The organism is Rhizobium sp. SG741 (assembly GCF_012275435.1).
GTDB lineage: Bacteria > Pseudomonadota > Alphaproteobacteria > Rhizobiales > Rhizobiaceae > Rhizobium > Rhizobium lusitanum.
This window is the reverse complement of the sequence record NZ_JAAZQP010000011.1, coordinates 38,270-58,627: the sequence shown is the minus strand read 5'-3', so window position 1 is coordinate 58,627 and position 20,358 is coordinate 38,270. Positions and strand designations below refer to the sequence as shown.

Here is a 20,358-nt window from a genome sequence, read left to right as displayed (position 1 = left end):
CCTTGAGGAGCGCTTGCGATAGCATCCGGGATGCTTCTCCGGATTTAACCGTGAAAAGCTGCCAATTGTGCAGCCCCTCGATAAGGTCCTCGGTCGACTGTGTGTTCGCCGTCTGACTGCGTGCAGAAATACGCCATATGCTGGCCACCGTATCGGATCTGCTTCCAGCTTCGTTCAAAATGCCCGATCGTTCCTGATGTCGTTTCCAAGTCGCGCCACGCAACCCTCAATCTTGGCCAGCAGGATCTCGAAATCGATCGGCTTGGTTCCTTCGACATCATTGGATGGTTTCGGCAATAAGCTCTCGCTTACACTGCAGGCGCATTCGCAAACTGGAATTCCTTAGACTATTGGTGCTGCATGACGCTCAACCCGCCGTCCACAGTCAGGCAGGTTGCATTCATGAAGGGGCATTCGTCCGAGATCATGAAAACCGCAGCCATGGCGATCTCTTCGGGTGATGCGATGCGGCCGCCCGGATGAAGCTTCAGCGTTTCCGCCTTAGCTTTTTCCGGATCCGGGAAACTATTCCAGTAATCCACGACTTTCTGCGTCGCGACATAGCCAGGTGCCAGGGCATTCACGCGAACGTTCTTCGAAGCATATTCGATCCCCAGCGACTTGGTCATTCCCAGAAGGGCGTGCTTGGCGAGCGGATAGGGAAAGGTATGCGGAATGATCGTGAAGGCATGCGTCGAGGCGATGTTAAGGATCACGCCGCCCCCGTTGACGATCATCTGTGGCAGCACGGACCGGCAGCAGTTCCAGGCCCCCTTGAGGTTGATGTCGAAGCAGCGCTGCCATTCCTCATCCGTTGATTGCAACGGTTCCGCAAATACATTGACGCCAGCATTGTTGACGAGCGCATTGAGGCTTCCGATCTGCTTGTCTGCCTCGGCGATGGCCGCCTTTATAGCCGCCGCGTCGGTAATGTCGGTGGCGTGGTGACCGAGGATGGCGCCCTTCGCCTTCAGTTCAGCGGCCGTTTGCGCAAGAACCGATTCATCACGATCGACAAGGAAGAGACGTGCGTCTTCAGCCGCGAAAGCCTCTGCGATTGCCCGTCCAATTCCCTGAGCAGCGCCTGTGATAAAGACCCTTTTGTCAGAAAGGCGGTTCGGCATCCTGTATTTCCTCTTCAAGCATTGCTGAACATGGTGGGTGGTCAGGATTGGCATTATCCCGGGATTTCGTGGGGTTGCAGCCGGATTGAGCCCTCAAGACCTTCCCCGTGGTGCAGAACCTTCAGATCGCCCAGACCCGGCAGGTTATGGCCGTTGGCCAAATGGGACATTGGCTCGAAGCAGAAGTAGTCCCGGCGAAATTCGGGGTCAAACTTGCTATCCGAAAGAAAAATGAACGTATGCTGGAAAAGTGGGTCCGCGGTCAGGGCGAGGGCCGTGCGGTTTTCCGGCCAGGTGATTTGCGCCTCGCCGCTCCAGCCCTCGAAGCCGTTGTTGATCCAGCGGTTGGGCAAGGGAGACGGCCGCGAAAAGTCGAGCTCGGTCGGAATGTCGGCGGGCTTGCCAGGCAGCCAGCCGGCGGTCTCGGTCCAGTAGCGCTGCGTCTTCGCGCAAAGCGTCGTCTGCTCGGTCAGCGGAAAGAACGGATGCCAACCGAGCCCGAAGGGCAGGGCATCTTCGCCGGTATTCTCCAACCGCATATGCAGCCTCAGCCCGTCGGCAGACAAAGTGATGGTCTGTTTCACGTCGTAGCTGTAAGGCGTCCCCTGTCCTTGGTGGCGGTAACCGATCTGCACTTCGTTGCGGCTGCGGGACAAAAGCGACCATTCGCCCAACCAGCCGTCGCCATGAAGATAATGGGCGTCCCAGGACGTGTTGGGCAAAAGCGAATAGTTGCGACCCCCGAATGCGAAACGGTTGTTGCGGACGCGATTGCCGAAGGGGACAAGCGGATAACAGGCGGAGGAACGTGCATCGGCAGCGTCCTGCGCGGGTCTCAGAAGCGGGATCTTGCGGCCATCCACCAACCAGGAGAAATCGAGCAACAGGCCGCCCGACGTCGAAACACGGGCCGAAAAAGAGCCCGCCTGCAAGTCGATGAGAGCCATTGAGCGGCTGCCTTTCCCGGGCTGATCCTGATGCGCGGCACCCTATATTTGGTCGGGTGAAAGTCAATATATATGTACTATTTATTTCTATGGTTCGCTGGATGTATTCCGCTCAAATCCTTTCAATGACAGGAAAATGAGGCATTTTCCTCAAGATTGACCGCTAGAAACCGCGATTATAACCAGAAAAATCATACACAAATATTGACTGGTATGATGTTTCTTTTTATTCAATATCGGCTGCCGATGCGTGGCAGACCGAGATTTTCAGGGAGAGAGACATGCGTTTGTTCAAAGCAGCCATCGTGGCTGGCACGTTAGCCGTTTTGGCGGCTGGCTCCGCTTTTGCAGAGGACGTCAAGATCGGCTTCATCGTAAAGCAGCCGGAAGAGCCGTGGTTTCAGGACGAATGGAAGTTCGCCGACCAGGCCGCCAAGGAGAAGGGCTTTACCCTCGTCAAGATCGGCGCCGAGGATGGTGAAAAGGTCCAGTCGGCAATCGACAACCTCGGTGCGCAAGGCGCCCAGGGCTTCATCGTCTGTACACCAGACGTTAAGCTTGGCCCAGGCATTGTCGCCAAGGCCGCGGCCAATCAGCTGAAGCTGATGACGGTCGACGACCGCCTGGTGGATGCCAACGGCAAGCCGCTCGAAAATGTTCCCCATATGGGCATTTCGGCCTCGAAGATCGGCGAAACTGTGGGGCAGGCAATCGTGGACGAGGTAAGGAAGCGCGGCTGGGATTTGAAAAGTGTCGGTGCGATCCGCGTTTCCTACGACCAGCTTCCGACGGCAGTTGATCGCGTCGAAGGCGCCATCTCCGTGCTGAAGGCAGCAGGCTTGCCGGCTGCGAACATCTATGACGCCCCGCAGGCGAAGACTGATACCGAAGCGGCTCTCAATGCTGCCACGACGGTTCTCAACAAGCATGCCGACGTGAAGTATTGGGTTGCTTTCGGCCTTAATGACGAAGCCGTGCTCGGCGCCGTGCGCGCGTCTGAATCGGTCGGTATCGCGGCCGACAACATGATCGGCGTAGGGATCGGCGGCGCGGATTCGGCGATCAACGAATTCAAGAAGCCTTCGGCTACGGGCTTTTTTGGCACCGTCATCATCTCGCCGAAACGCCATGGCTATGAGACTGCGCTCGACATGTACGACTGGATCGCCAACGGCAAAGAGCCGCCGAAGCTGACGCTGACCTCCGGTTCCCTAGCGCTACGCGGCGATTACGAAAAAGTCCGCAAGGGTCTCGGCATCGAATAATCATCCACACAAGATGATTTTTAATCCCGGCGGCGTCATCAACACCGCCGGGTTCTTCCCCGATGGAGCGATGATGGCCTTCCTCGAATTCAACAATATTTCCAAAGGCTACCCCGGTGTCCAGGCGCTTTCCAACGTCTCCTTCGACGTGGAGAAGGGTGCGATCCACGGATTGATGGGCGAGAACGGAGCCGGCAAATCCACGCTGATCCGTATTTTGTCCGGCGATCAGGCCGCGGATCAGGGTAGCATTCTCATTGGCGGCGAGGAACAGAGGTACGGGTCGACCCGCGATGCGTTCCATGCGGGCGTCATCGTCATCCATCAGGAGCTTCAGCTGGTTCCGGAGCTCACCGTTGCCGAGAATCTCTGGCTCGGGCGCTTTCCGAGCAGAGCTGGGGTGATCGACAGCAAGACACTGATCCAAACCGTTCGCGCCAAGCTCGACGAGATCGGCATCGATGTCGATCCTTCTGCCAAGGTTTCCGCGCTTTCGATCGGCGCCCGCCAGATGGTCGAGATCGCCAAGGCGGTGATGTTGGATGCCCGGGTAATCGCGTTGGACGAGCCGACGTCGTCGCTGTCGTCGCGCGAAAGCGAAATTCTGTTTTCCCTGATCGACAGGCTGAAGGCGAGGGGCGCGGTCATCCTTTACGTTTCGCACCGCCTGGACGAGATTTTCCGGCTTTGCGACAGCCTGACTGTCCTGCGCGACGGCAAACTTGCCGCTCATCATCCCGATATCGGCGAGACGACACGTGAGCAAATCATCGCCGAAATGGTTGGCCGCGAAATCACCAATATCTGGGGCTGGCGCGAACGGCCGCGTGGCGATATCCGCCTCGACGTCAAGACTCTGTCCGGTTCAAAATTACGCAATCCGATCAGCTTTTCTGTCCGCAAGGGGGAGATCCTCGGTTTCTTTGGGCTGATCGGCGCGGGGCGAAGCGAGATGGCGCGGCTTCTATACGGTGCCGATCATCGCCATCAGGGTACCGTCACTATTGACGGCGTTACCGTTTCGCCCGGCAATCCGAAGGCGGCGATCAATGCAGGCATGGTTCTGTGCCCGGAAGACCGCAAGTTCGACGGCATCATCCAGGGTCGGTCGATCGAAGAGAACGTCACGATCTCGTCGAGGCGACATTTCTCTCCCTTCGGGATATTGAACCCGAAGAAGGAAGCCTCCGTCGCCGATCAGTTCATCGCCAAGCTCAAGGTTCGCACGCCGTCCCGCAAGCAGGACATCATCAATCTTTCGGGCGGCAATCAGCAAAAGGTCATCCTCGGCCGCTGGCTTTCGGAGCAGGGCATCAAGGTGCTGGTGATCGATGAGCCGACCCGCGGCATCGATGTCGGCGCCAAATCGGAGATCTATGAGATTCTTTATGAGCTGGCGGCCGGCGGAATGGCGATCGTCGTCATTTCGAGCGAGCTTCCCGAAGTCATGGGTATTTCCGATCGCATCATCGTCATGTGCCAGGGCCGCGCCGCGGCCGATGTCGCGCGCGCCGATTTCGATGAGCGCAGAATTCTGACTGCCGCCCTCCCCGATAAGAATGCCGCCGGCACAATTTAATTCAGGAATTATAACGATGAACTCGTTGAAAAAAATCCTTCTCGGCGAACAGGGCCTCGTGGTGATCTTCGCCATCGCCTTTGTGATCGTCTCGATGTTCGTTCCGAGCTTCCTGACGGAGCGCAATATGCTCGGTCTGCTGCAGTCGGTGGTGACGATTGGCATCGTCGCGTGCACGATGATGTTTTGCCTGGCGTCGCGTGACTTCGATTTGTCCGTCGGTTCTACCGTCGCCTTCTCGGGCATGATTGCCGTCATGGTATCGAACTCGACCGGCTCGATCCCGCTCGGCCTCGTCGCAGCACTGATCTGTGGCAGCATTGTCGGCGTCGTCAACGGAGTTGTTATCGCCAAGTTCCGCATCAACGCGCTGATCACGACGCTCGCCACTATGCAGATCGTCCGTGGGCTGGCGCTGATCGCTTCCGATGGGCGGGCAGTCGGCATCAACGATCCGGCCTTCTATCAACTGGCTCTCTCCCGCTTTCTGACGGTGCCGACGCCGATTTGGATTATGGTCGTCCTCTTCGTCATCTTTGGTTTCGCTTTGAACCGCACCGTCTTCGGCAAGAATACGCTGGCGATCGGCGGCAATCCCGAGGCCTCGCGCCTTGCCGGCGTCAATGTCGTCAACGTGCGCATCTGGATCTTCGCATTGCAGGGCCTTGTGTGTGCCATTGCCGGCATTCTGCTTGCCTCACGCATCACATCGGGCCAGCCGAATGCCGCAACCGGGCTTGAGCTTTCGGTCATCTCGGCTTGCGTGCTCGGTGGCGTGTCGCTCGCGGGGGGCAGGGCGGCGATGACCGGCGTGATCGTTGGGGTCCTCATCATGGGTATCGCCGAAAACGTCATGAACCTGCTCAACATTCAGGCTTTCTATCAATACCTGGTGCGTGGCTGCATTCTTCTGATTGCCGTCCTTCTCGACAATTTGCGGTCGTCGGCCGCTGGGCGTGGTGCTCGATTGTGACGAACGATCAGATTCCTTGGGAGAAGTCCGCAGACCTTGCAATTGCGCATTGATGCCGGAGCGTGGCACCGCTCATGATCTTGGTCGGGCCAGCGGAAGGGAGTGCAGGTGAAGAGTACGCGTTTTGGATCTCCGCGAGCGACGCATGTTGATACGCAACCTGCGCAGGGAAGGCGTAGCGTGCGGGAGGAGCTGCTGAAGAAATTGATTGGACAGATCGTCTCCGGAGATATTGTCGAAGGTTCCCTGCTTCCCAATGAGGCGGAGCTTTCCGAGGTGTATGGTGTCAGCCGCACCAGCCTGCGGGAAGCCATGCAGTATCTGTCGGCATTGGGAATGGTCCGGTCGCGCACGCGCGCTGGGACCAATGTTCTGCCTCGTGAGAACTGGAACTATCTGGATCCGCTGGTTCTGGATGCGACGCTGGAGCTCAGCAATGATCGTAGCTTTTATGAATCATTGCTCGATGCTCGACAGCTGCTGGAGCCGGCCGCGGCAGCGCAAGCCGCTGCGAATGCCACGGCAAAGCAATTGGCACAGATTGCTGAGGCTTTCGAGGACATGGTAGCCGCAAACGCACGCGACAATGAAGCATGGAGCCAGGCAGACCTCGAGTTTCATACCGCGATCATCAATGCCAGTGGAAATTGGGTCTTTCGCCAATTCGCGACTGCCATCCGGGCCGCGCTGCTTGCGAGTTTCCGACTGACCAACCGCGCCAGCCAGTCGCATGAATATGCGATTGCGCGGCATCAGGACGTGCTGGATGCGATCCGAATGCGAAGGCCGGATGCTGCTCGCATCGCCATGGAGCAGCTAATCGGCACTGCGCGGATTGAACTCAGTGATGCACTGCGCGAGAGTAGGCCAGAGGGAAAATAGGAGCGCAAGCGCCTTAGCCAATTTCCTCTCCTCTCGTCACGCTGTTAAGTCTTGTGTTTTCTTGACCCATTTCGATCGAGTGAACCGCGAGCCAGTTCAAAGCTCCTGCGCCGGATGGGTTAGCAAATGTTGACGAGGGCGCTTTAAACACTGGAAGGCGACGGCACGGGTCGAAGCCCCGTTCACTAAAGCGGATCACGCGCGAAACTGGCCATGCCCGTTCATTACACCTTCACATCGACCCTTGGTGACTGTTACGATGCCGTCCGCATGACACATCTTTTTGTTGCATCGCATCATCGAATACTGATTTACAAAAGTATTACTATATGATTTTTTGACTGCGGGCCTGAGAAGATGGGCCTTTGGGAGGATATCATGAAGTTGAAGACTGCACTGATCAGTGCCACGATTCTTGCTACCTGCATGTTCACAGCCGCATCGGCAAAGCAGCTGGTCGTCGGCTTCTCGCAAATCGGTTCGGAGTCCGGTTGGCGTGCCGCTGAAACGACCTTGACCAAGCAGGAAGCCACAAAGCGCGGCATTGATCTCAAGTTTGCCGATGCGCAGCAGAAGCAGGAAAACCAGATCAAGGCAATCCGTTCCTTCATCGCACAGGGCGTTGACGCAATCTTGCTGGCGCCAGTCGTCGAAACGGGTTGGGATGCCGTGCTGAAGGAAGCCAAGGAAGCCAAGATTCCGGTTATTCTGCTCGACCGTACGGTCAACGCGCCGAAAGACCTTTATCTGACCGCTGTCACGTCCGACTTGGTTCACGAGGGTAAGGTTGCCGGCGACTGGCTCGTCAAGACGGTCGGCGATAAGAAGTGCAATATCGTTGAGCTGGAGGGCACGACTGGCTCCTCGCCGGCCATCGCCCGCAAGAAGGGCTTCGAGGAAGCCATCAAGGGTCACGACAACCTGAAGATCGTTCGCAGCCAGACGGGCGATTTCACCCGCTCCAAGGGCAAGGAAGTCATGGAAAGCTTCCTGAAGGCTGAAAACGGCGGCAAGGACATCTGCGCCCTCTACGCCCACAACGACGACATGGCCGTCGGCGCCATCCAGGCGATCAAGGAAGCAGGCCTTAAGCCGGGCAAGGATATCCTGACTGTCTCCGTCGACTCGGTTCCGGATCTCTTCAAGGCGATGGCCGCCGGCGAGGCGAACGCGACGGTGGAGCTGACACCGAACATGGCTGGTCCGGCCTTCGATGCGCTCGATGCCTATCTGAAAAACAAGAAGGAGCCGCCAAAGTGGATCCAGACCGAGTCCAAGCTCTACACGCAGGCTGACGATCCACAGAAGGTCTATGAGCAGAAGAAAGGCCTCGGCTACTGAGACGAGGGGCGACCGTACCGGGCGAACAATTCAGCCGATGCAGTCTCTTACATCGAATGCCGGCGCATCATCTGTATGCGCCGGCTATCGCTTTCGAATATTGGCTCAACCCAAGGACATTCACGCTTCATGGCTCACGACGTCGAGCGACTTCTGACAGCGACAGGCTTTTGCAAATATTTCCCAGGCTCGACCGCCCTCGATCATGTCGATTTCACTTTGATGCGCGGAGAAGTCCATGCGCTGCTCGGTGAAAACGGAGCGGGTAAATCGACCTTGATCAAATGCATGACCGGCGCCTATCGCCGAGATGCAGGCACTTTGGTACTCGATGGCACTGAGATTGATCCGCATGATACGCTCGCAGCCCAGAAGCTCGGTATTGGAACGGTTTACCAGGAGGTGAACCTGCTCCCGAACCTGAGTGTGGCGGAGAATCTGTTTCTCGGTCGCCAGCCGAGGCGCTTCGGCTTGGTCAGCAACCGCGTCATGAACGGCATGGCCAGGGATCTGCTGGCGCAATACGGCATAGACATCGACGTTGGCCGTCAGCTCGACCGGTTCTCGGTCGCCATCCAGCAGGTGATCGCGATCGCCCGTGCCGTCGATCTCTCCGGCAAGGTCTTGATCCTGGACGAACCGACCGCAAGCCTCGATACGCAAGAGGTCGCCATGCTGTTCGGCATCGTTAGGCGGCTGAAGCAACGTGGCTTAGGGATTGTTTTTATTACGCATTTTCTCGAGCAGGTTTATGAAATCTGCGATCGAATCACCGTTCTCCGCAACGGCCGCCTGGTCGGCACGCGGGATGCGGAAGGACTTTCACGGCAAACCCTGATCGCCATGATGCTCGGCCGTGAGCTTGCGCAGGCGGAGAGCGCCGCAAAGCAGGTTACCAACGAAAGCGGGCCGGTAAAGTATCGCTTCGCGAATTTCGGCAAGCGCGGCAAAATCAAGCCCTTCGATATGGAGGTGCGTGGCGGCGAAGTGGTCGGCATCGCCGGTCTGCTCGGGTCTGGCCGCACCGAGACCGCGGAGGTACTCTTCGGCGTCGAGCGGGCCGATAGCGGCGAGGCGACGGTCGAAGGCAACAGCGTTACGCTTTCCAGTCCGCGCGCCGCCATCAAGAACGGTTTCGGCTTTTGCCCGGAGGACCGCAAGACGGACGGCATCATCGGCGATCTTTCCATCCGCGAAAACATCGTCATGGCCCTGCAAGCGCGTCGTGGCTGGGCGAGGCCTCTGGCGCGCAGCGAACAGAACGCCATCGCCGATCGCTACATCAAGGCACTAGATATCCGCACGACCGACCGTGAGAAGCCGATCAGGCTTCTGTCGGGTGGCAATCAGCAGAAGGCGATCCTTGCGCGGTGGTTGGCGACCAATCCGAATTTCCTCATTCTGGATGAGCCGACGCGCGGCATCGACGTCGGCGCGCATGCGGAAATCATCCGCCTCATCGAAGATCTTTGCCAGCAAGGCATGTCGCTGGTAGTCATTTCATCCGAACTGGAGGAACTTGTCGCCTATAGCTCGCGCGTCATCGTCCTGCGGGATCGCGAGCACATTGCCGAGTTGACCGGCAGCGAGATAACCGCCGGAAATATCGTCGAGGCCATTGCCACCACTCAAAATACCCGTGAGGACGCATGATCTCGCAAATTAAGGCATCCCTGTTTCGCTTGATGCCGCAGCTCATTGCGCTGGCGGTCATTCTTCTGTTGAATTTCATTATGTTCCCGCAGTTTTTTCATCTGGAAATTCAAAATGGCAGACTCTACGGGAGCGTGATCGACGTGCTGAATCGCGGTGCGCCTGTCGCGCTGCTGTCCATCGGCATGACGTTGGTCATTGCCACCAAGGGGATTGATCTTTCGGTCGGTGCGGTCATCGCGATTTGCGGCGCGGTAGCCGCAGCTTCAATCGTTGCAGGCTATTCGCTTGCCTATACCCTGTTGCTGACGATCGGCGTGGGTTTGGCGTGCGGCCTCTGGAATGGCTTTCTCGTGGCTGTGCTCGATATCCAGCCGATCATTGCAACACTGGTGCTGATGGTGGCTGGCCGCGGCATAGCGCAATTGATTACCGAGGGCATGATCCTCACCTTCAACAATGACGGGCTGATCTTCCTAGGCAGCGGCGCCTTTGCTGCGTTGCCCATGCCCGTGGTAATCTGGGTGCTCGCGGCGCTTCTCGTCATCCTGTTGGTCAGGCGCACGGCGCTTGGCATGCTGGTCGAAGCGATCGGCATCAATCGGCGGGCAAGCACGCTCTCCGGCATCCAGACGCCGGTGCTGCTGATCGCCGTCTATGCGCTGAGCGGCCTTTGTGCTTCCATCGCCGGTATCATCGTTTCGGCCGACATCAAGGGCGCGGATGCCAACAATGCCGGTTTGTGGCTCGAGCTGGATGCGATCCTCGCCGTGGTCGTCGGCGGCAACTCGCTGCTTGGCGGTCGCTTCAGCATTGTCGGTTCGTTGATTGGGGCGATGATTATTCAGTCGGTCAATACAGGCATCCTTCTGTCCGGTTTTCCACCGGAGTTCAATCTGGTCATCAAGGCAATCATCGTTATCGTCATTTTGGTCATCCAGTCTCCTGCCCTGCAGTCCGCCACCGCGTTCTTCCAGCGGCGCCGAGGCGAGGGACAGATGGTCCATAAGGAGCAGGCGAAGTGAATTCGAAATATCTTCCACTGCTCGCGACCATCGTCATCTTCATCCTGGCCTATGCGGGTTGCGTGGCGGAGTATCCCAACATGCTGTCGACGCGGGTGGCCGGCAACCTGTTGACCGACAACGCCTTCCTGGGGATTGCCGCGGTCGGCATGACATTCGTGATCATTTCGGGCGGCATCGACCTGTCGATCGGTTCGGTCATCGCCTTTACCGGCGTTTTCCTGGCGATCATCCTGCGGGACACCTCGATCCATCCGCTGTTGGCTTTTGCTCTCGTGTTGCTGATCACTACGGTCTTCGGCGCCGGCATGGGCGCCATCATCCACTATCTCAGCATGCCGCCCTTCATCGTAACGCTGGCCGGCATGTTTCTGGCGCGCGGAATTGCCTTCGTGATCTCCATCGACAGCATCCCGATCGAGCATGATTTCTATTCGCGGCTCAGCGATCTCTATTGGCTGATGCCGGGCGGCGGTCGATTGACCTTGATCGGCGGCGTCATGCTGCTCGTCTTTGCCGGCGGCATTGTTCTCGCGCATCGCACGCGCTTCGGCGCCAACGTCTATGCTATGGGCGGCGGCGTGCAGACGGCCGAACTCATGGGTGTTCCGGTTGGCCGCACGACCATCCTGATATACGCCTTGTCCGGCTTTCTCGCCGGTCTGTCCGGAATCGTTTTTTCTATCTATACATCAGCAGGATATTCGCTTGCCACGGTCGGTGTTGAGCTAGACGCTATCGCGGCCGTGGTCATAGGCGGAACACTGTTGACGGGAGGCGCGGGGTTCGTTGGAGGAACCCTCATCGGAATCCTGATACAGGGCCTGATTCAGACTTACATCACCTTCGACGGATCGCTTTCCAGCTGGTGGACGAAGATTTTGATCGGCTTATTGCTGTTTGCATTTATTCTGATGCAGAAAGGCCTTCTTCTGCTTTCCCGATTCAATCGACGTTACGTCTAAGGGAAGGGCGGTGCGGTAACATCAGCGGAGGGTAGATGTGGAATGCGTTGTCACGGAAGTTGACTCGCAGTCCGGCGTACAAAATCCGTTGCCGCTGGTTCGACTCCGCTCGAGAGCGCCGATTGTGGCTTTTGATCCGCTCGACAAGGCGTTGCGCGAGACCTTTGCGGCGCCTCTGCTGGCTGAAGCTCGAACCGAGCGATGAGGTCGCGGAGATTCACAATTTGGTTGACCAAGCCGTTTGTGGCTACGGTCAATTCCGGGGGGCGAGGAAGCAGAGCCTAGCCTTTATCCCACCTCTGAAAGTTCTTTATCCTTCGGGCGGCAAAATTCGATCAACTGCTTTGAGCTCATTGGTCGTGCCAGAGCGTATCCCTGCAGTAAGTGGCAACCAAGATCTCTCAGGATCTTCACGTGCTCCATTGTTTCCACGCCCTCGGCAACGATGTCGATGTTCTGCGACCGGCCGATTTCGATAATCGAGGAGACCAGACGCCGTTGAGATGGAGACGCGACAATCGGCTTGATAATTTCCCGGTCGATTTTAAGCCTTCGCGGCTCGAGCCTAAGTAAGCTTATGATGCTGGCATGCCCGGTGCCGAAATCATCGATCTCGATTTCAATTCCAAGCTCTTTGAGAGCTGGAACTATGTGATTGAGAACAGGCTGAAGATCATCGAAGGAGATTGTCTCCAGCAGCTCGAAACATAGGCGACCTTTCGCGAAGGGAAGTTCGGATAGCTCGGCAAGCAGATTTGCCTCCACCAGCCGACGCGCAGAAATATTGACCGAAACACGCGGGATGCGCATTCCCAGGCTGTCCCATCTTGTAAGCTCGAACAGAGCCTTCTGCAGGATTAGCCTATCCATGTCGCCGGAACGTCCCAAATTTTCCGCGACAGCGAGAAATTTATCCGGGGCGAGCAGACCGTTTCGCGGGTGATCCCAGCGCGCAAGTGTCTCGACGCCGGCGATATCCAATGTGCTTGCATTGAACTGCGGCTGGAAAAATGCAACCAGTTCGTCGCAATCGAGCGCATGATTGAATTCATCCGCCAATTCCTTCGAACCGATTGCGGCGCTACGAAGCGCTTCGGTGAAAATGGCCGCGCGACCGCGGCCCACCTTCTTCGCCTCGTACAGAGCCAAATCGGCATCCAAAAGCAATTGGCTCAGGTCCTGCCCACGAGCATATTCAGTTTCCCAGGCGACGCCGACGCTTGCGCCGACCACACACTCCGAGCCATCAACGAATAGCGGCTGCTTGAGTGTATCGACAATCTGTTGGGCCAATTCGTTTGCCTTAGGCGCGGGATCGGCGCTCCAGGTTGCGAAGATGAACTCGTCTCCACCGATCCGAGCCGCTACGTCGTTTGGGCCGGCCAAATTGACAAGGCGCGAAGCCACTGCCTGCAAGACCGTATCACCTCCGGCATGCCCTTTCGTGTCGTTGATCTCCTTAAATCGATCGAGATCGATATGAATCAGTATCAGACAATCTTCTGGATCGGGCCTCGGCGATTGCGAGATCATCTGATCAATAAATCGGCGATTGGGGAGCCCCGTTAGTGCGTCATGCAATGACAGGTATTCGAGCCTTTGCCGCGCTCGAACGAGCTTTTTCTTGTGAAGGCGAAGTTTTTCAATGGTTCTTTGGCGTGATTTGGTCAGAAAGCCTACCCAAACAATTGGCGCAACAACACACAAAGACAACAGGCAAGCATAGAGCTCAAAAGTGGCCATGCCGCTGTTTTGGCCCCATCCGCCCTTAGGCACTGCGACAAGGGTCCATCGGCCATAAGTCATATCAACGGATGCCACGACCGGATTCTTCGAAAAAGTTTCCAGGTTGCCGAGAAAAACCTGTTTGGCCAACTTCGGTTCCGCTACGGCGCTGACGGCAATCTCAAGGTCGGTCGATTCAAGGCCACTATCTTGGTAGAGCCTTGGTATGTCTACGATTCCAGAAATAAGACCCCAGAAGATCTGGCTTGTTCTGTCATTGACATAAACCGGGCACCTGACCACGAAAGCCGTTCCGCCCTGCACGAGCTCCACAGGGCCCGTCAAAACGATATTGTGGGTGTTGCGCGCCAGCATTGCGCTATCCCGTTGCCTTTCGTTCGTTCGATAGTCGAGTCCGATCGCTTTTTCGTTTCCCTTTTCTGGATAAACCCACTTGACCACCATGCCGGGAGCTGCGGCGAAGCTTCGCAATTGTGAATCCGGCTGCAAGATCTCCGCGGCGAGTTTGGAGAAAGCGCTTTGGTCCATCGCCGGGTTGACTGTGATACCGGCCGCCAGGCCTTGCAACAGTTTCACGTTGCCATTGAGGTTCGTCTGAAGCCGAGATGATATGGTGGCAAGCTCACCGGCAACAATTGAGCGTTCGTCGGCTAGCGATCGTTCCAGCCTCCAGTTCGTTGCAACACAGACGACGAATACTGCAATAGTCGTCGCAAATATTGCCGGAGCAAATGCGCTGGTATGGCTTACTGCAGAATTCGCGAAGCCACGCAATATTTTTTGTTTTCTTCGAAACTTCATCAGATTGCCGGTATAGGAAACGGGCCTGCATCCTTACACAGTTTCTTTAAAGCAACGCTAAGTCCGCTAACCAACCTGCTATTGATGAAAGCTGTGTGTGTTGTTGAGAAATCGCCGTAAAGTTATCGGCCTCGGGTTAAAGTGCCCTCGCAAATTCTCTCGTCCGAACGAGAGCCGCAACGTCGCGTGGGGTAAATATCAAGCTGGCGTGCGATGAGACTCCGCACGCCTTTGCTCGCGCAGACGTTCGAGATCAGTTTCCCAAAAGCATCGTGGCCATTGCGTTTGCGATGGCGTGATCGCCGTAAGGCTTCGAGAAGAATTGGCTTCCCTCAGGAAGGCTGCTCTCTTTGAGGATGGCCCTGCCGGAAGCAACGATCAATTTTACCGGCGGCCATCGGCTACGGATGTAGTGGGAGAGCTTGATGCCGTCCATCGTTCCGGGCATTTCCACGTCGGTGAAGACGAGGTCGATATCGGCCCTCGATTCCAGAATGCGAATTGCCTCGTCGGCGTTGCTTGCCTCGAGCGCCTCGTAGCCGGCGGATCGGACCAGGTCGATGGCGCCCATTCGAATTAGCGCGCTGTCTTCGACCACCAGGATGACCGCCTTGCCATTAAACATATGTCACTCGGTTTTGTGTGAGCCGGGAACCCTGGACTCAGTTGATAACGTTTCGGTGAAAGGTCAGTTCTTATGCGGCCGCTGGGATTCTGGTTCGACGGTCGGCTTCCCCGCGATGACTTATGATCACTGCGGTTCCTGGGCTTGCGTCGTTCAACTTAATCTCACCCTGTAGGTTCCGGGCGAGGGCCTCGACGATGCCTGTGCCTAGTCCAGCCTTGGCAGCAACGCTGCCAGTGGGCATGCCTACGCCATCGTCAGCTACCGAAAGTGTCCAGTCGCTGCCGGTCGAGCGATAGTCGATCGCGATCCTTCCCGTCTGCTGGTCAATAAAGGCGTGTTTGAGAGCGTTGATCACCAATTCGGTCACGATAAGCCCCAGGCTGACGGAGACGTCCGCTTCGACGGCGCTGTCATCCACCGTCACCGATATCGAGAACCGGCTCTCGTCAGCAATCATCGATGCGCCGAGGCTCTCGCAAAGCTGGGTGAAATAGCTACGAAGTTCGACATTGCCGCCGCTCGATGTCGAGAGTTGTCGCTGAACCGCCGCAATCGACATCACTCGATGATGGGCGTTGTGAAGATGTCCGCGCGCTTCCTCCGACTGCACCCGACGTGCACTCTGCATAAGGACGCTCGCAATGATCTGAAGGCTATTTGCGACGCGATGCTGAACTTCCTGTATCAGGATGGCTTTGTCCCGGACGAGGTCATCTTTCAGTTTTGCTTGGGCGCGCGCGTCGGTCACGTCGGAGAGGGCCACCAGCAGCCGGATATGGTCCTTGTTGCCGTCGTCAAGGATTTGCGCATTGACGACCAGTTGGCGTGTCTTCTGGTTTGGCCGCATAAGGTCAATTTCGTAGGCCTCAATCATCGCACTTCCGGCTGCCGTCGCCTTCAGAAGAGAAGTGAGCTTGGGCATGGCCCATTCGCCGTTTCCAAGTTCGCTCAGCGCTCTTCCGGGAATTGTCGCAGGATCGATCTCGAAGGTTCGGCAGAACGATGTGCTCGCCGCAATGACCTTCTGGTCTGCAGACAGGAACAGCAACGGCTCGTTTGATGAAACCACGACGGCAAGCGTACTCGCTGCCTCGAAATGGGCAATCGGTTCTTTGGACATGAAAATGGCCCTCATGGGCCGAAAACTCGCGTAGCGAATCATCACTCGGCAGGAGCGCCCTCAATGCAAACCTTGGAATGACGCTCTAAAGCACGCTAGCACATCCGCTTCCGATCGGCATCACACTTTATTGCCGTAGCAGGATCTTAAGCCAATCGCGACTGGTTCGCCTCCTGCCGGGAAATCGACCACAAAGATATTCGATGGGACTGGGTCTACTTGCCGGAATGTTGAACGTCGTGCACCTTGCTTCCAACATTTGTTGCTGCGCTGGACTGGAGATCAGCCATCTGCATCGCAGCCGACAGAAGTTCCTCTCGGCTATGGAGACCACTGTTATAAAGCCTGGCAACCGCCATTGTCAGCTTGCCGACGGCGACTGGATCTTTCGAGATACCCCTCGCACTGGAAACCTCCCTTACGACGCCTGCGCAAAGCCGGGCATCCTCCCGCGACAACAGTTGCGTTGAATTCATCTTCCCCTCCGAAAGTGGCCCGCCCCTTGATGGGGCGGGCTAAGCGTATCACTCTTAGAAGTCCATGCCGGCACCGGCGGGGATCGCCGGAGCGGCTTCCTTCTTAGGCTTTTCGGCGATCATGGCTTCCGTTGTTACGAGGAGGCCGGCGACAGATGCCGCATCCTGAAGCGCCGTGCGCACGACCTTGGCAGGATCGATGACACCCTGGGCGTAGAGATCCCCGTATTCACCCGTCTGGGCGTTCCAGCCGTAGGAGAATTCCGTCTTCTCGCGCAGCTTGCCGACGATCACCGAGCCTTCGGCGCCGGCGTTTTCGGCAATCTGGCGCACCGGCGCTTCGATTGCGCGGCGAACGATCTCGACGCCGACACGCTGATCCTGGTTGGCCGTACCGAGATTGTCGAGTGCCTTGACGGCCCGCAGCAGCGCCACGCCGCCGCCGGGTAGAATACCTTCCTCGACGGCCGCTCGGGTGGCATGCAACGCGTCGTCGACACGATCCTTCTTTTCCTTGACCTCGACTTCCGTCGAGCCGCCGACACGGATGACGGCGACACCGCCGGCGAGCTTGGCAAGGCGTTCCTGCAATTTCTCGCGGTCGTAATCGGAGGTGGTTTCCTCGATCTGCGCGCGGATCTGCGCAACGCGGTCGTCGATCTCGGCCTCGGAGCCGACGCCATCTATGATCGTCGTATTCTCCTTCTCGATCGCTACCTTTTTGGCTCGGCCAAGCATGGTCAGCGTCACGTTCTCCAGCTTGATGCCAAGATCTTCGGAGATGACAGTACCGCCCGTGAGGATGGCGATGTCTTCAAGCATGGCCTTGCGGCGATCGCCGAAACCAGGAGCCTTGACGGCAGCGATCTTCAGGCCGCCACGCAGCTTGTTGACGACGAGCGTTGCAAGAGCTTCGCCTTCGACGTCTTCAGCGATGATGAGGAGCGGCTTGCCGGACTGGACCACGGCCTCGAGCACCGGCAGCATGGACTGGAGGTTCGAGAGCTTCTTCTCGTGGATCAGGATATAGGGATCCTCAAACTCGACCCGCATCCTGTCCTGGTTGGTGACGAAGTAGGGCGATAGATAGCCACGGTCGAACTGCATGCCTTCGACGACTTCGAGTTCGGTTTCGGCGGTCTTGGCTTCTTCAACCGTGATGACGCCTTCGTTGCCGACCTTTTCCATCGCTTCCGCGAGATAGCGGCCGATCTCCTCGTCGCCATTGGCCGAGATGGTGCCGACCTGGGCAATCTCGGAATTGTTGGAAATCTTGCGGGCGTTGGTCTTCAGTTCCTTGACGACTGCGTCGACAGCCACATCGATACCGCGTTTCAGGTCCATCGGGTTCATGCCCGACGCCACCGCCTTGGCGCCTTCCCTGACGATCGCCTGGGCAAGAACTGTTGCGGTCGTGGTGCCGTCGCCGGCAATGTCGTTGGTCTTTGACGCGACTTCGCGCAGCATCTGTGCGCCCATGTTCTCGAACTTGTCTTCGAGCTCGATTTCCTTGGCGACAGTGACGCCGTCCTTGGTAATACGCGGTGCGCCGAAGGACTTGTCGATAACCACGTTTCGGCCTTTGGGACCGAGCGTCACCTTGACGGCGTTGGCGAGTACATCGACCCCCCGCAGCATGCGGTCACGGGCATCGGTGTTGAATTTTACGTCTTTCGCAGCCATTCTGTTCACTCCTTTAATAGGCAGCAAGTTCGACTGGTGATTGGAAGCGCCTTAAGCGGCCTGCTTCTGCGTTGCCTGGGCCTCGATGACGCCCATGACATCGCTTTCTTTCATGATCAGAAGGTCTTCGCCGTTGATCTTGATCTCTGTGCCCGACCATTTGCCGAACAGGATGCGATCGCCGGCCTTGACGTCGAGTGCCTGCAACTGGCCGGCATCATTGCGCGCACCGGGGCCGACAGCGATGACCTCGCCTTCCTGCGGTTTTTCCTTGGCGGTATCGGGAATGATGATGCCGCCTTTGGTTTTCTCTTCGGATTCAACCCGGCGGACGAGAATGCGATCATGAAGCGGTCGGAACGACATGTTTTCCTCCAATGGACAAACAATGATGACGTTGTTCCCCGGCCGGACCGGATGACCAGTCCGGGCGGGCGCAAAACCTCGATCGAGCGTCTTGCGCGAAATGATCTGGTTTGTCGGATTTTCGATTTCAAGAGGTCAAAATAAAAAAATTAGCACTCTTCAGGAATGGCTGCTAACACACTGGAAAGGAACAACAACCTGGCCTCGAGCGTTCAAAAAATCATTGATGGATGCAAAAATTTACGCCACCTTCAGATTGTTACGAAACGGAGATGAAGCATGCGATTTTCATCGGATCTGGAGCGTCAGCTCAACGGTTATGGCCTTACCACCGCGCATATCCTCTACCGCATTCCCGATTTCGAATCCGTCCTTCAGACTTATGTCTGGCAGGACTATGATTTGGCTCCCGATTTCCCTGAGATGCAGAAGTTCCTCAACTACTGGCAGGCGAACCTTGACGGGCCGCTGCATTCAGTGCGCTACACCCATCAGCGTCTGATCGGACCCAGCGAATGGCGCCGCGTTGAAGGCGAGTTCAAGCTGCATTGAGGCTCGAGGGTCTCCATCCAAATCCGGACGTTATGGAGGCCCAAAGAGCTCAGTCGCCAAGGAATATACAAGCAAGAAAAAATTTTCAGACGAGGCTCTTGAACTCAAAAATCCGAAAAACCAAATCGATTGCCGCCAGCCGCTGAGAAAAGGGCTGGTCATGCTGGGAGCGCTGTCTTTCGGCGCTTCCGTATCCATGTTGCTTCAAGGAGGATATGGCTATGGCAACGACTTATAACTATGCACCCCTGTTCCGCTCGAGCGTCGGCTTCGATCGGGTCTTCGATCTTCTGGAAAATGCCCAACGCGGTCGTTCGATCAGCGATTGGCCACCCTATGACATCATCAAGACCGGAGACGACAGTTACCGAATTACGATCGCGGTGGCGGGCTTTGCTCAAGACGATCTCGACATCACCTTCCAGTCCAACCTTCTAACCGTGACGGGCAAGAAGGAGGAGACCCCTGGTGAGGGCTACCTGCATCGCGGCATCGACGGCCGGCCGTTTGAACACCGGTTTGAGCTTGCCGACCATGTTAGCGTGAGCGGAGCCGATCTGAAGAACGGTCTGCTTTCGATCAACCTTGTTCGCGAGATCCCGGAGGCGCTCAAGCCGCGGAGAATCTCCATTGAAGCCGCGCCCGCTTCGACATCGACTGCACCCGCACAGATCGACGCGCAGAAGGCAGCTTAATCCGCATTCTGTTGAGCAAGGGCGCCGTCATGACGGCGCCCATCAACATCTGGGTTGGGAAGGAGAGCATGATGAAACCCGATATGTTCCAAGAGCCCGTTTCTATTCTTGTCGGCCTCGGCTTTCCGGCCGAGATTCGTTCGGTGACGGAAGCTTATCGACATCTCATGGAATGGCCGGCCTCTTCTAGAGACCCCGCGCATTCAATCGCGCTCAAGGCCTGCGATGCGGCACTACGAGGTGAAATTGAAGCTGAGACCGTGCGCGGCCTATTTGCCGCCTTCGCCGAGAAACACGATCTCCTGGCGCCCGACGGCGATGTCATCGTCGCGTCCCGGCTGCGGCGGGACAGAGATCCGCACGTGCGTTGAGAGGCGTCGATGAAGGAGAATATCTTGAAACAAGCCGTCAGCGATGCCGTGGCGATTGGTCTGGCTGTTCTGATGTCGCGAACGTCAAGTTTCGGCGTCTCATTGACGTCGTGACGACAGTCCGCGCTTCCGAAGATGACAATCGGACGAACTTGGCGGACTGAGC

Annotated in this window: 19 protein-coding genes; 11 read left to right on the top strand and 8 right to left on the bottom strand. The window is 57.1% G+C overall.

Going from position 1 to position 20,358, the window contains the following annotated elements; all coding sequences use genetic code 11:
* Window positions 1-347 precede the first annotated feature (347 nt).
* Both FHT29_RS24860 and FHT29_RS24855 read right to left on the bottom strand, forming a co-directional pair.
* Entirely contained in the window at window positions 348-1,124 is a 777-nt protein-coding gene (locus FHT29_RS24860; protein WP_047640595.1) for an SDR family oxidoreductase, read from the bottom strand.
* Window positions 1,125-1,177: 53 nt separating this feature from the next.
* Window positions 1,178-2,071 carry an aldose 1-epimerase gene (locus tag FHT29_RS24855; RefSeq protein WP_168596025.1) on the bottom strand — a complete coding sequence of 298 codons (894 nt, stop codon included), beginning with the start codon at window positions 2,069-2,071 and terminating at the stop codon, window positions 1,178-1,180.
* Window positions 2,072-2,352: 281 nt separating this feature from the next.
* On the opposite strand from FHT29_RS24855, the gene FHT29_RS24850 reads away from it, so the two are divergent.
* From FHT29_RS24850 to yjfF, 8 genes are all read left to right on the top strand, one after another.
* A complete protein-coding gene (locus FHT29_RS24850) occupies window positions 2,353-3,336 on the top strand; it encodes an arabinose ABC transporter substrate-binding protein (protein WP_047640597.1) in 984 nt (327 codons plus the stop codon).
* A gap of 73 nt (window positions 3,337-3,409) precedes the next feature.
* A complete protein-coding gene (gene araG, locus FHT29_RS24845) occupies window positions 3,410-4,915 on the top strand; it encodes an L-arabinose ABC transporter ATP-binding protein AraG (protein ID WP_047640616.1) in 1,506 nt (501 codons plus the stop codon).
* Window positions 4,916-4,931: 16 nt separating this feature from the next.
* Window positions 4,932-5,888 carry an L-arabinose ABC transporter permease AraH gene (araH, locus tag FHT29_RS24840; RefSeq protein ID WP_168596026.1) on the top strand — a complete coding sequence of 319 codons (957 nt, stop codon included), beginning with the start codon at window positions 4,932-4,934 and terminating at the stop codon, window positions 5,886-5,888.
* Window positions 5,889-6,068: 180 nt separating this feature from the next.
* The gene (locus tag FHT29_RS24835) at window positions 6,069-6,770 is read left to right on the top strand and encodes a FadR/GntR family transcriptional regulator (protein WP_245297565.1); all 702 of its coding nucleotides are present in this window, start codon (window positions 6,069-6,071) and stop codon (window positions 6,768-6,770) included.
* Window positions 6,771-7,148: 378 nt separating this feature from the next.
* A complete protein-coding gene (gene ytfQ, locus FHT29_RS24830) occupies window positions 7,149-8,111 on the top strand; it encodes a galactofuranose ABC transporter, galactofuranose-binding protein YtfQ (protein WP_047555919.1) in 963 nt (320 codons plus the stop codon).
* Window positions 8,112-8,240: 129 nt separating this feature from the next.
* Window positions 8,241-9,764 (top strand): galactofuranose ABC transporter, ATP-binding protein YtfR, encoded by a 1,524-nt coding sequence (gene ytfR / locus FHT29_RS24825; protein ID WP_112442828.1) that lies wholly within the window; start codon window positions 8,241-8,243, stop codon window positions 9,762-9,764.
* Entirely contained in the window at window positions 9,761-10,789 is a 1,029-nt protein-coding gene (locus FHT29_RS24820) for an ABC transporter permease (protein WP_168600265.1), read from the top strand. Before ytfR ends, FHT29_RS24820 begins: the two co-directional genes overlap by 4 nt.
* Entirely contained in the window at window positions 10,786-11,754 is a 969-nt protein-coding gene (gene yjfF / locus FHT29_RS24815; protein WP_168600264.1) for a galactofuranose ABC transporter, permease protein YjfF, read from the top strand. Before FHT29_RS24820 ends, yjfF begins: the two co-directional genes overlap by 4 nt.
* A gap of 288 nt (window positions 11,755-12,042) precedes the next feature.
* Here yjfF and FHT29_RS24810 read toward each other — a convergent pair whose 3' ends face one another.
* The 6 genes from FHT29_RS24810 to groES form a co-directional block, all read right to left on the bottom strand.
* Complete coding sequence (locus tag FHT29_RS24810) at window positions 12,043-14,301, bottom strand: EAL domain-containing protein (protein ID WP_168600263.1); 2,259 nt, start codon at window positions 14,299-14,301, stop codon at window positions 12,043-12,045.
* A gap of 253 nt (window positions 14,302-14,554) precedes the next feature.
* Window positions 14,555-14,926: a response regulator gene (locus tag FHT29_RS24805; protein ID WP_092575401.1), complete on the bottom strand. Its 372-nt coding sequence runs from the start codon at window positions 14,924-14,926 to the stop codon at window positions 14,555-14,557.
* 70 nt (window positions 14,927-14,996) lie between these two features.
* Window positions 14,997-16,049 (bottom strand): histidine kinase dimerization/phosphoacceptor domain -containing protein, encoded by a 1,053-nt coding sequence (locus FHT29_RS24800; RefSeq protein WP_168600360.1) that lies wholly within the window; start codon window positions 16,047-16,049, stop codon window positions 14,997-14,999.
* A 215-nt stretch (window positions 16,050-16,264) separates the two neighbouring features.
* Window positions 16,265-16,525, bottom strand: coding sequence for a hypothetical protein (locus tag FHT29_RS24795; RefSeq protein ID WP_168600262.1), 261 nt, complete (start codon window positions 16,523-16,525; stop codon window positions 16,265-16,267).
* A gap of 54 nt (window positions 16,526-16,579) precedes the next feature.
* Window positions 16,580-18,208 (bottom strand): chaperonin GroEL, encoded by a 1,629-nt coding sequence (groL, locus tag FHT29_RS24790; protein WP_168600261.1) that lies wholly within the window; start codon window positions 18,206-18,208, stop codon window positions 16,580-16,582.
* A gap of 51 nt (window positions 18,209-18,259) precedes the next feature.
* Window positions 18,260-18,574 carry a co-chaperone GroES gene (gene groES / locus FHT29_RS24785; protein ID WP_037190968.1) on the bottom strand — a complete coding sequence of 105 codons (315 nt, stop codon included), beginning with the start codon at window positions 18,572-18,574 and terminating at the stop codon, window positions 18,260-18,262.
* A gap of 279 nt (window positions 18,575-18,853) precedes the next feature.
* Between groES and FHT29_RS24780 the strand changes: the two genes are divergently transcribed.
* The 3 genes from FHT29_RS24780 (at window position 18,854) to FHT29_RS24770 (ending at window position 20,192) form a co-directional block, all read left to right on the top strand.
* Entirely contained in the window at window positions 18,854-19,126 is a 273-nt protein-coding gene (locus FHT29_RS24780) for an usg protein (protein WP_037190967.1), read from the top strand.
* Window positions 19,127-19,347: 221 nt separating this feature from the next.
* Entirely contained in the window at window positions 19,348-19,821 is a 474-nt protein-coding gene (locus FHT29_RS24775) for an Hsp20 family protein (protein WP_047555755.1), read from the top strand.
* A gap of 71 nt (window positions 19,822-19,892) precedes the next feature.
* Window positions 19,893-20,192, top strand: a complete 300-nt coding sequence (locus tag FHT29_RS24770; RefSeq protein ID WP_047555928.1) for a DUF982 domain-containing protein — start codon at window positions 19,893-19,895, stop codon at window positions 20,190-20,192.
* The last annotated feature ends 166 nt before the right edge of the window (window positions 20,193-20,358 follow it).

Excerpts from the sequence above, each read along its gene's own strand:
- FHT29_RS24860 (WP_047640595.1), bottom strand. The coding sequence starts at position 1,124 with ATGCCGAACCGCCTTTCTGACAAAAGGGTCTTTATCACAGGCGCTGCT.
- FHT29_RS24855 (WP_168596025.1), bottom strand. The coding sequence starts at position 2,071 with ATGGCTCTCATCGACTTGCAGGCGGGCTCTTTTTCGGCCCGTGTTTCG.
- FHT29_RS24850 (WP_047640597.1), top strand. The coding sequence starts at position 2,353 with ATGCGTTTGTTCAAAGCAGCCATCGTGGCTGGCACGTTAGCCGTTTTG.
- araG (WP_047640616.1), top strand. The coding sequence starts at position 3,410 with ATGGCCTTCCTCGAATTCAACAATATTTCCAAAGGCTACCCCGGTGTC.
- araH (WP_168596026.1), top strand. The coding sequence starts at position 4,932 with ATGAACTCGTTGAAAAAAATCCTTCTCGGCGAACAGGGCCTCGTGGTG.
- ytfQ (WP_047555919.1), top strand. The coding sequence starts at position 7,149 with ATGAAGTTGAAGACTGCACTGATCAGTGCCACGATTCTTGCTACCTGC.
- ytfR (WP_112442828.1), top strand. The coding sequence starts at position 8,241 with ATGGCTCACGACGTCGAGCGACTTCTGACAGCGACAGGCTTTTGCAAA.
- FHT29_RS24820 (WP_168600265.1), top strand. The coding sequence starts at position 9,761 with ATGATCTCGCAAATTAAGGCATCCCTGTTTCGCTTGATGCCGCAGCTC.
- FHT29_RS24810 (WP_168600263.1), bottom strand. The coding sequence starts at position 14,301 with ATGAAGTTTCGAAGAAAACAAAAAATATTGCGTGGCTTCGCGAATTCT.
- FHT29_RS24805 (WP_092575401.1), bottom strand. The coding sequence starts at position 14,926 with ATGTTTAATGGCAAGGCGGTCATCCTGGTGGTCGAAGACAGCGCGCTA.
- FHT29_RS24800 (WP_168600360.1), bottom strand. The coding sequence starts at position 16,049 with ATGTCCAAAGAACCGATTGCCCATTTCGAGGCAGCGAGTACGCTTGCC.
- FHT29_RS24795 (WP_168600262.1), bottom strand. The coding sequence starts at position 16,525 with ATGAATTCAACGCAACTGTTGTCGCGGGAGGATGCCCGGCTTTGCGCA.
- groL (WP_168600261.1), bottom strand. The coding sequence starts at position 18,208 with ATGGCTGCGAAAGACGTAAAATTCAACACCGATGCCCGTGACCGCATG.
- groES (WP_037190968.1), bottom strand. The coding sequence starts at position 18,574 with ATGTCGTTCCGACCGCTTCATGATCGCATTCTCGTCCGCCGGGTTGAA.
- FHT29_RS24780 (WP_037190967.1), top strand. The coding sequence starts at position 18,854 with ATGCGATTTTCATCGGATCTGGAGCGTCAGCTCAACGGTTATGGCCTT.
- FHT29_RS24775 (WP_047555755.1), top strand. The coding sequence starts at position 19,348 with ATGGCAACGACTTATAACTATGCACCCCTGTTCCGCTCGAGCGTCGGC.
- FHT29_RS24770 (WP_047555928.1), top strand. The coding sequence starts at position 19,893 with ATGAAACCCGATATGTTCCAAGAGCCCGTTTCTATTCTTGTCGGCCTC.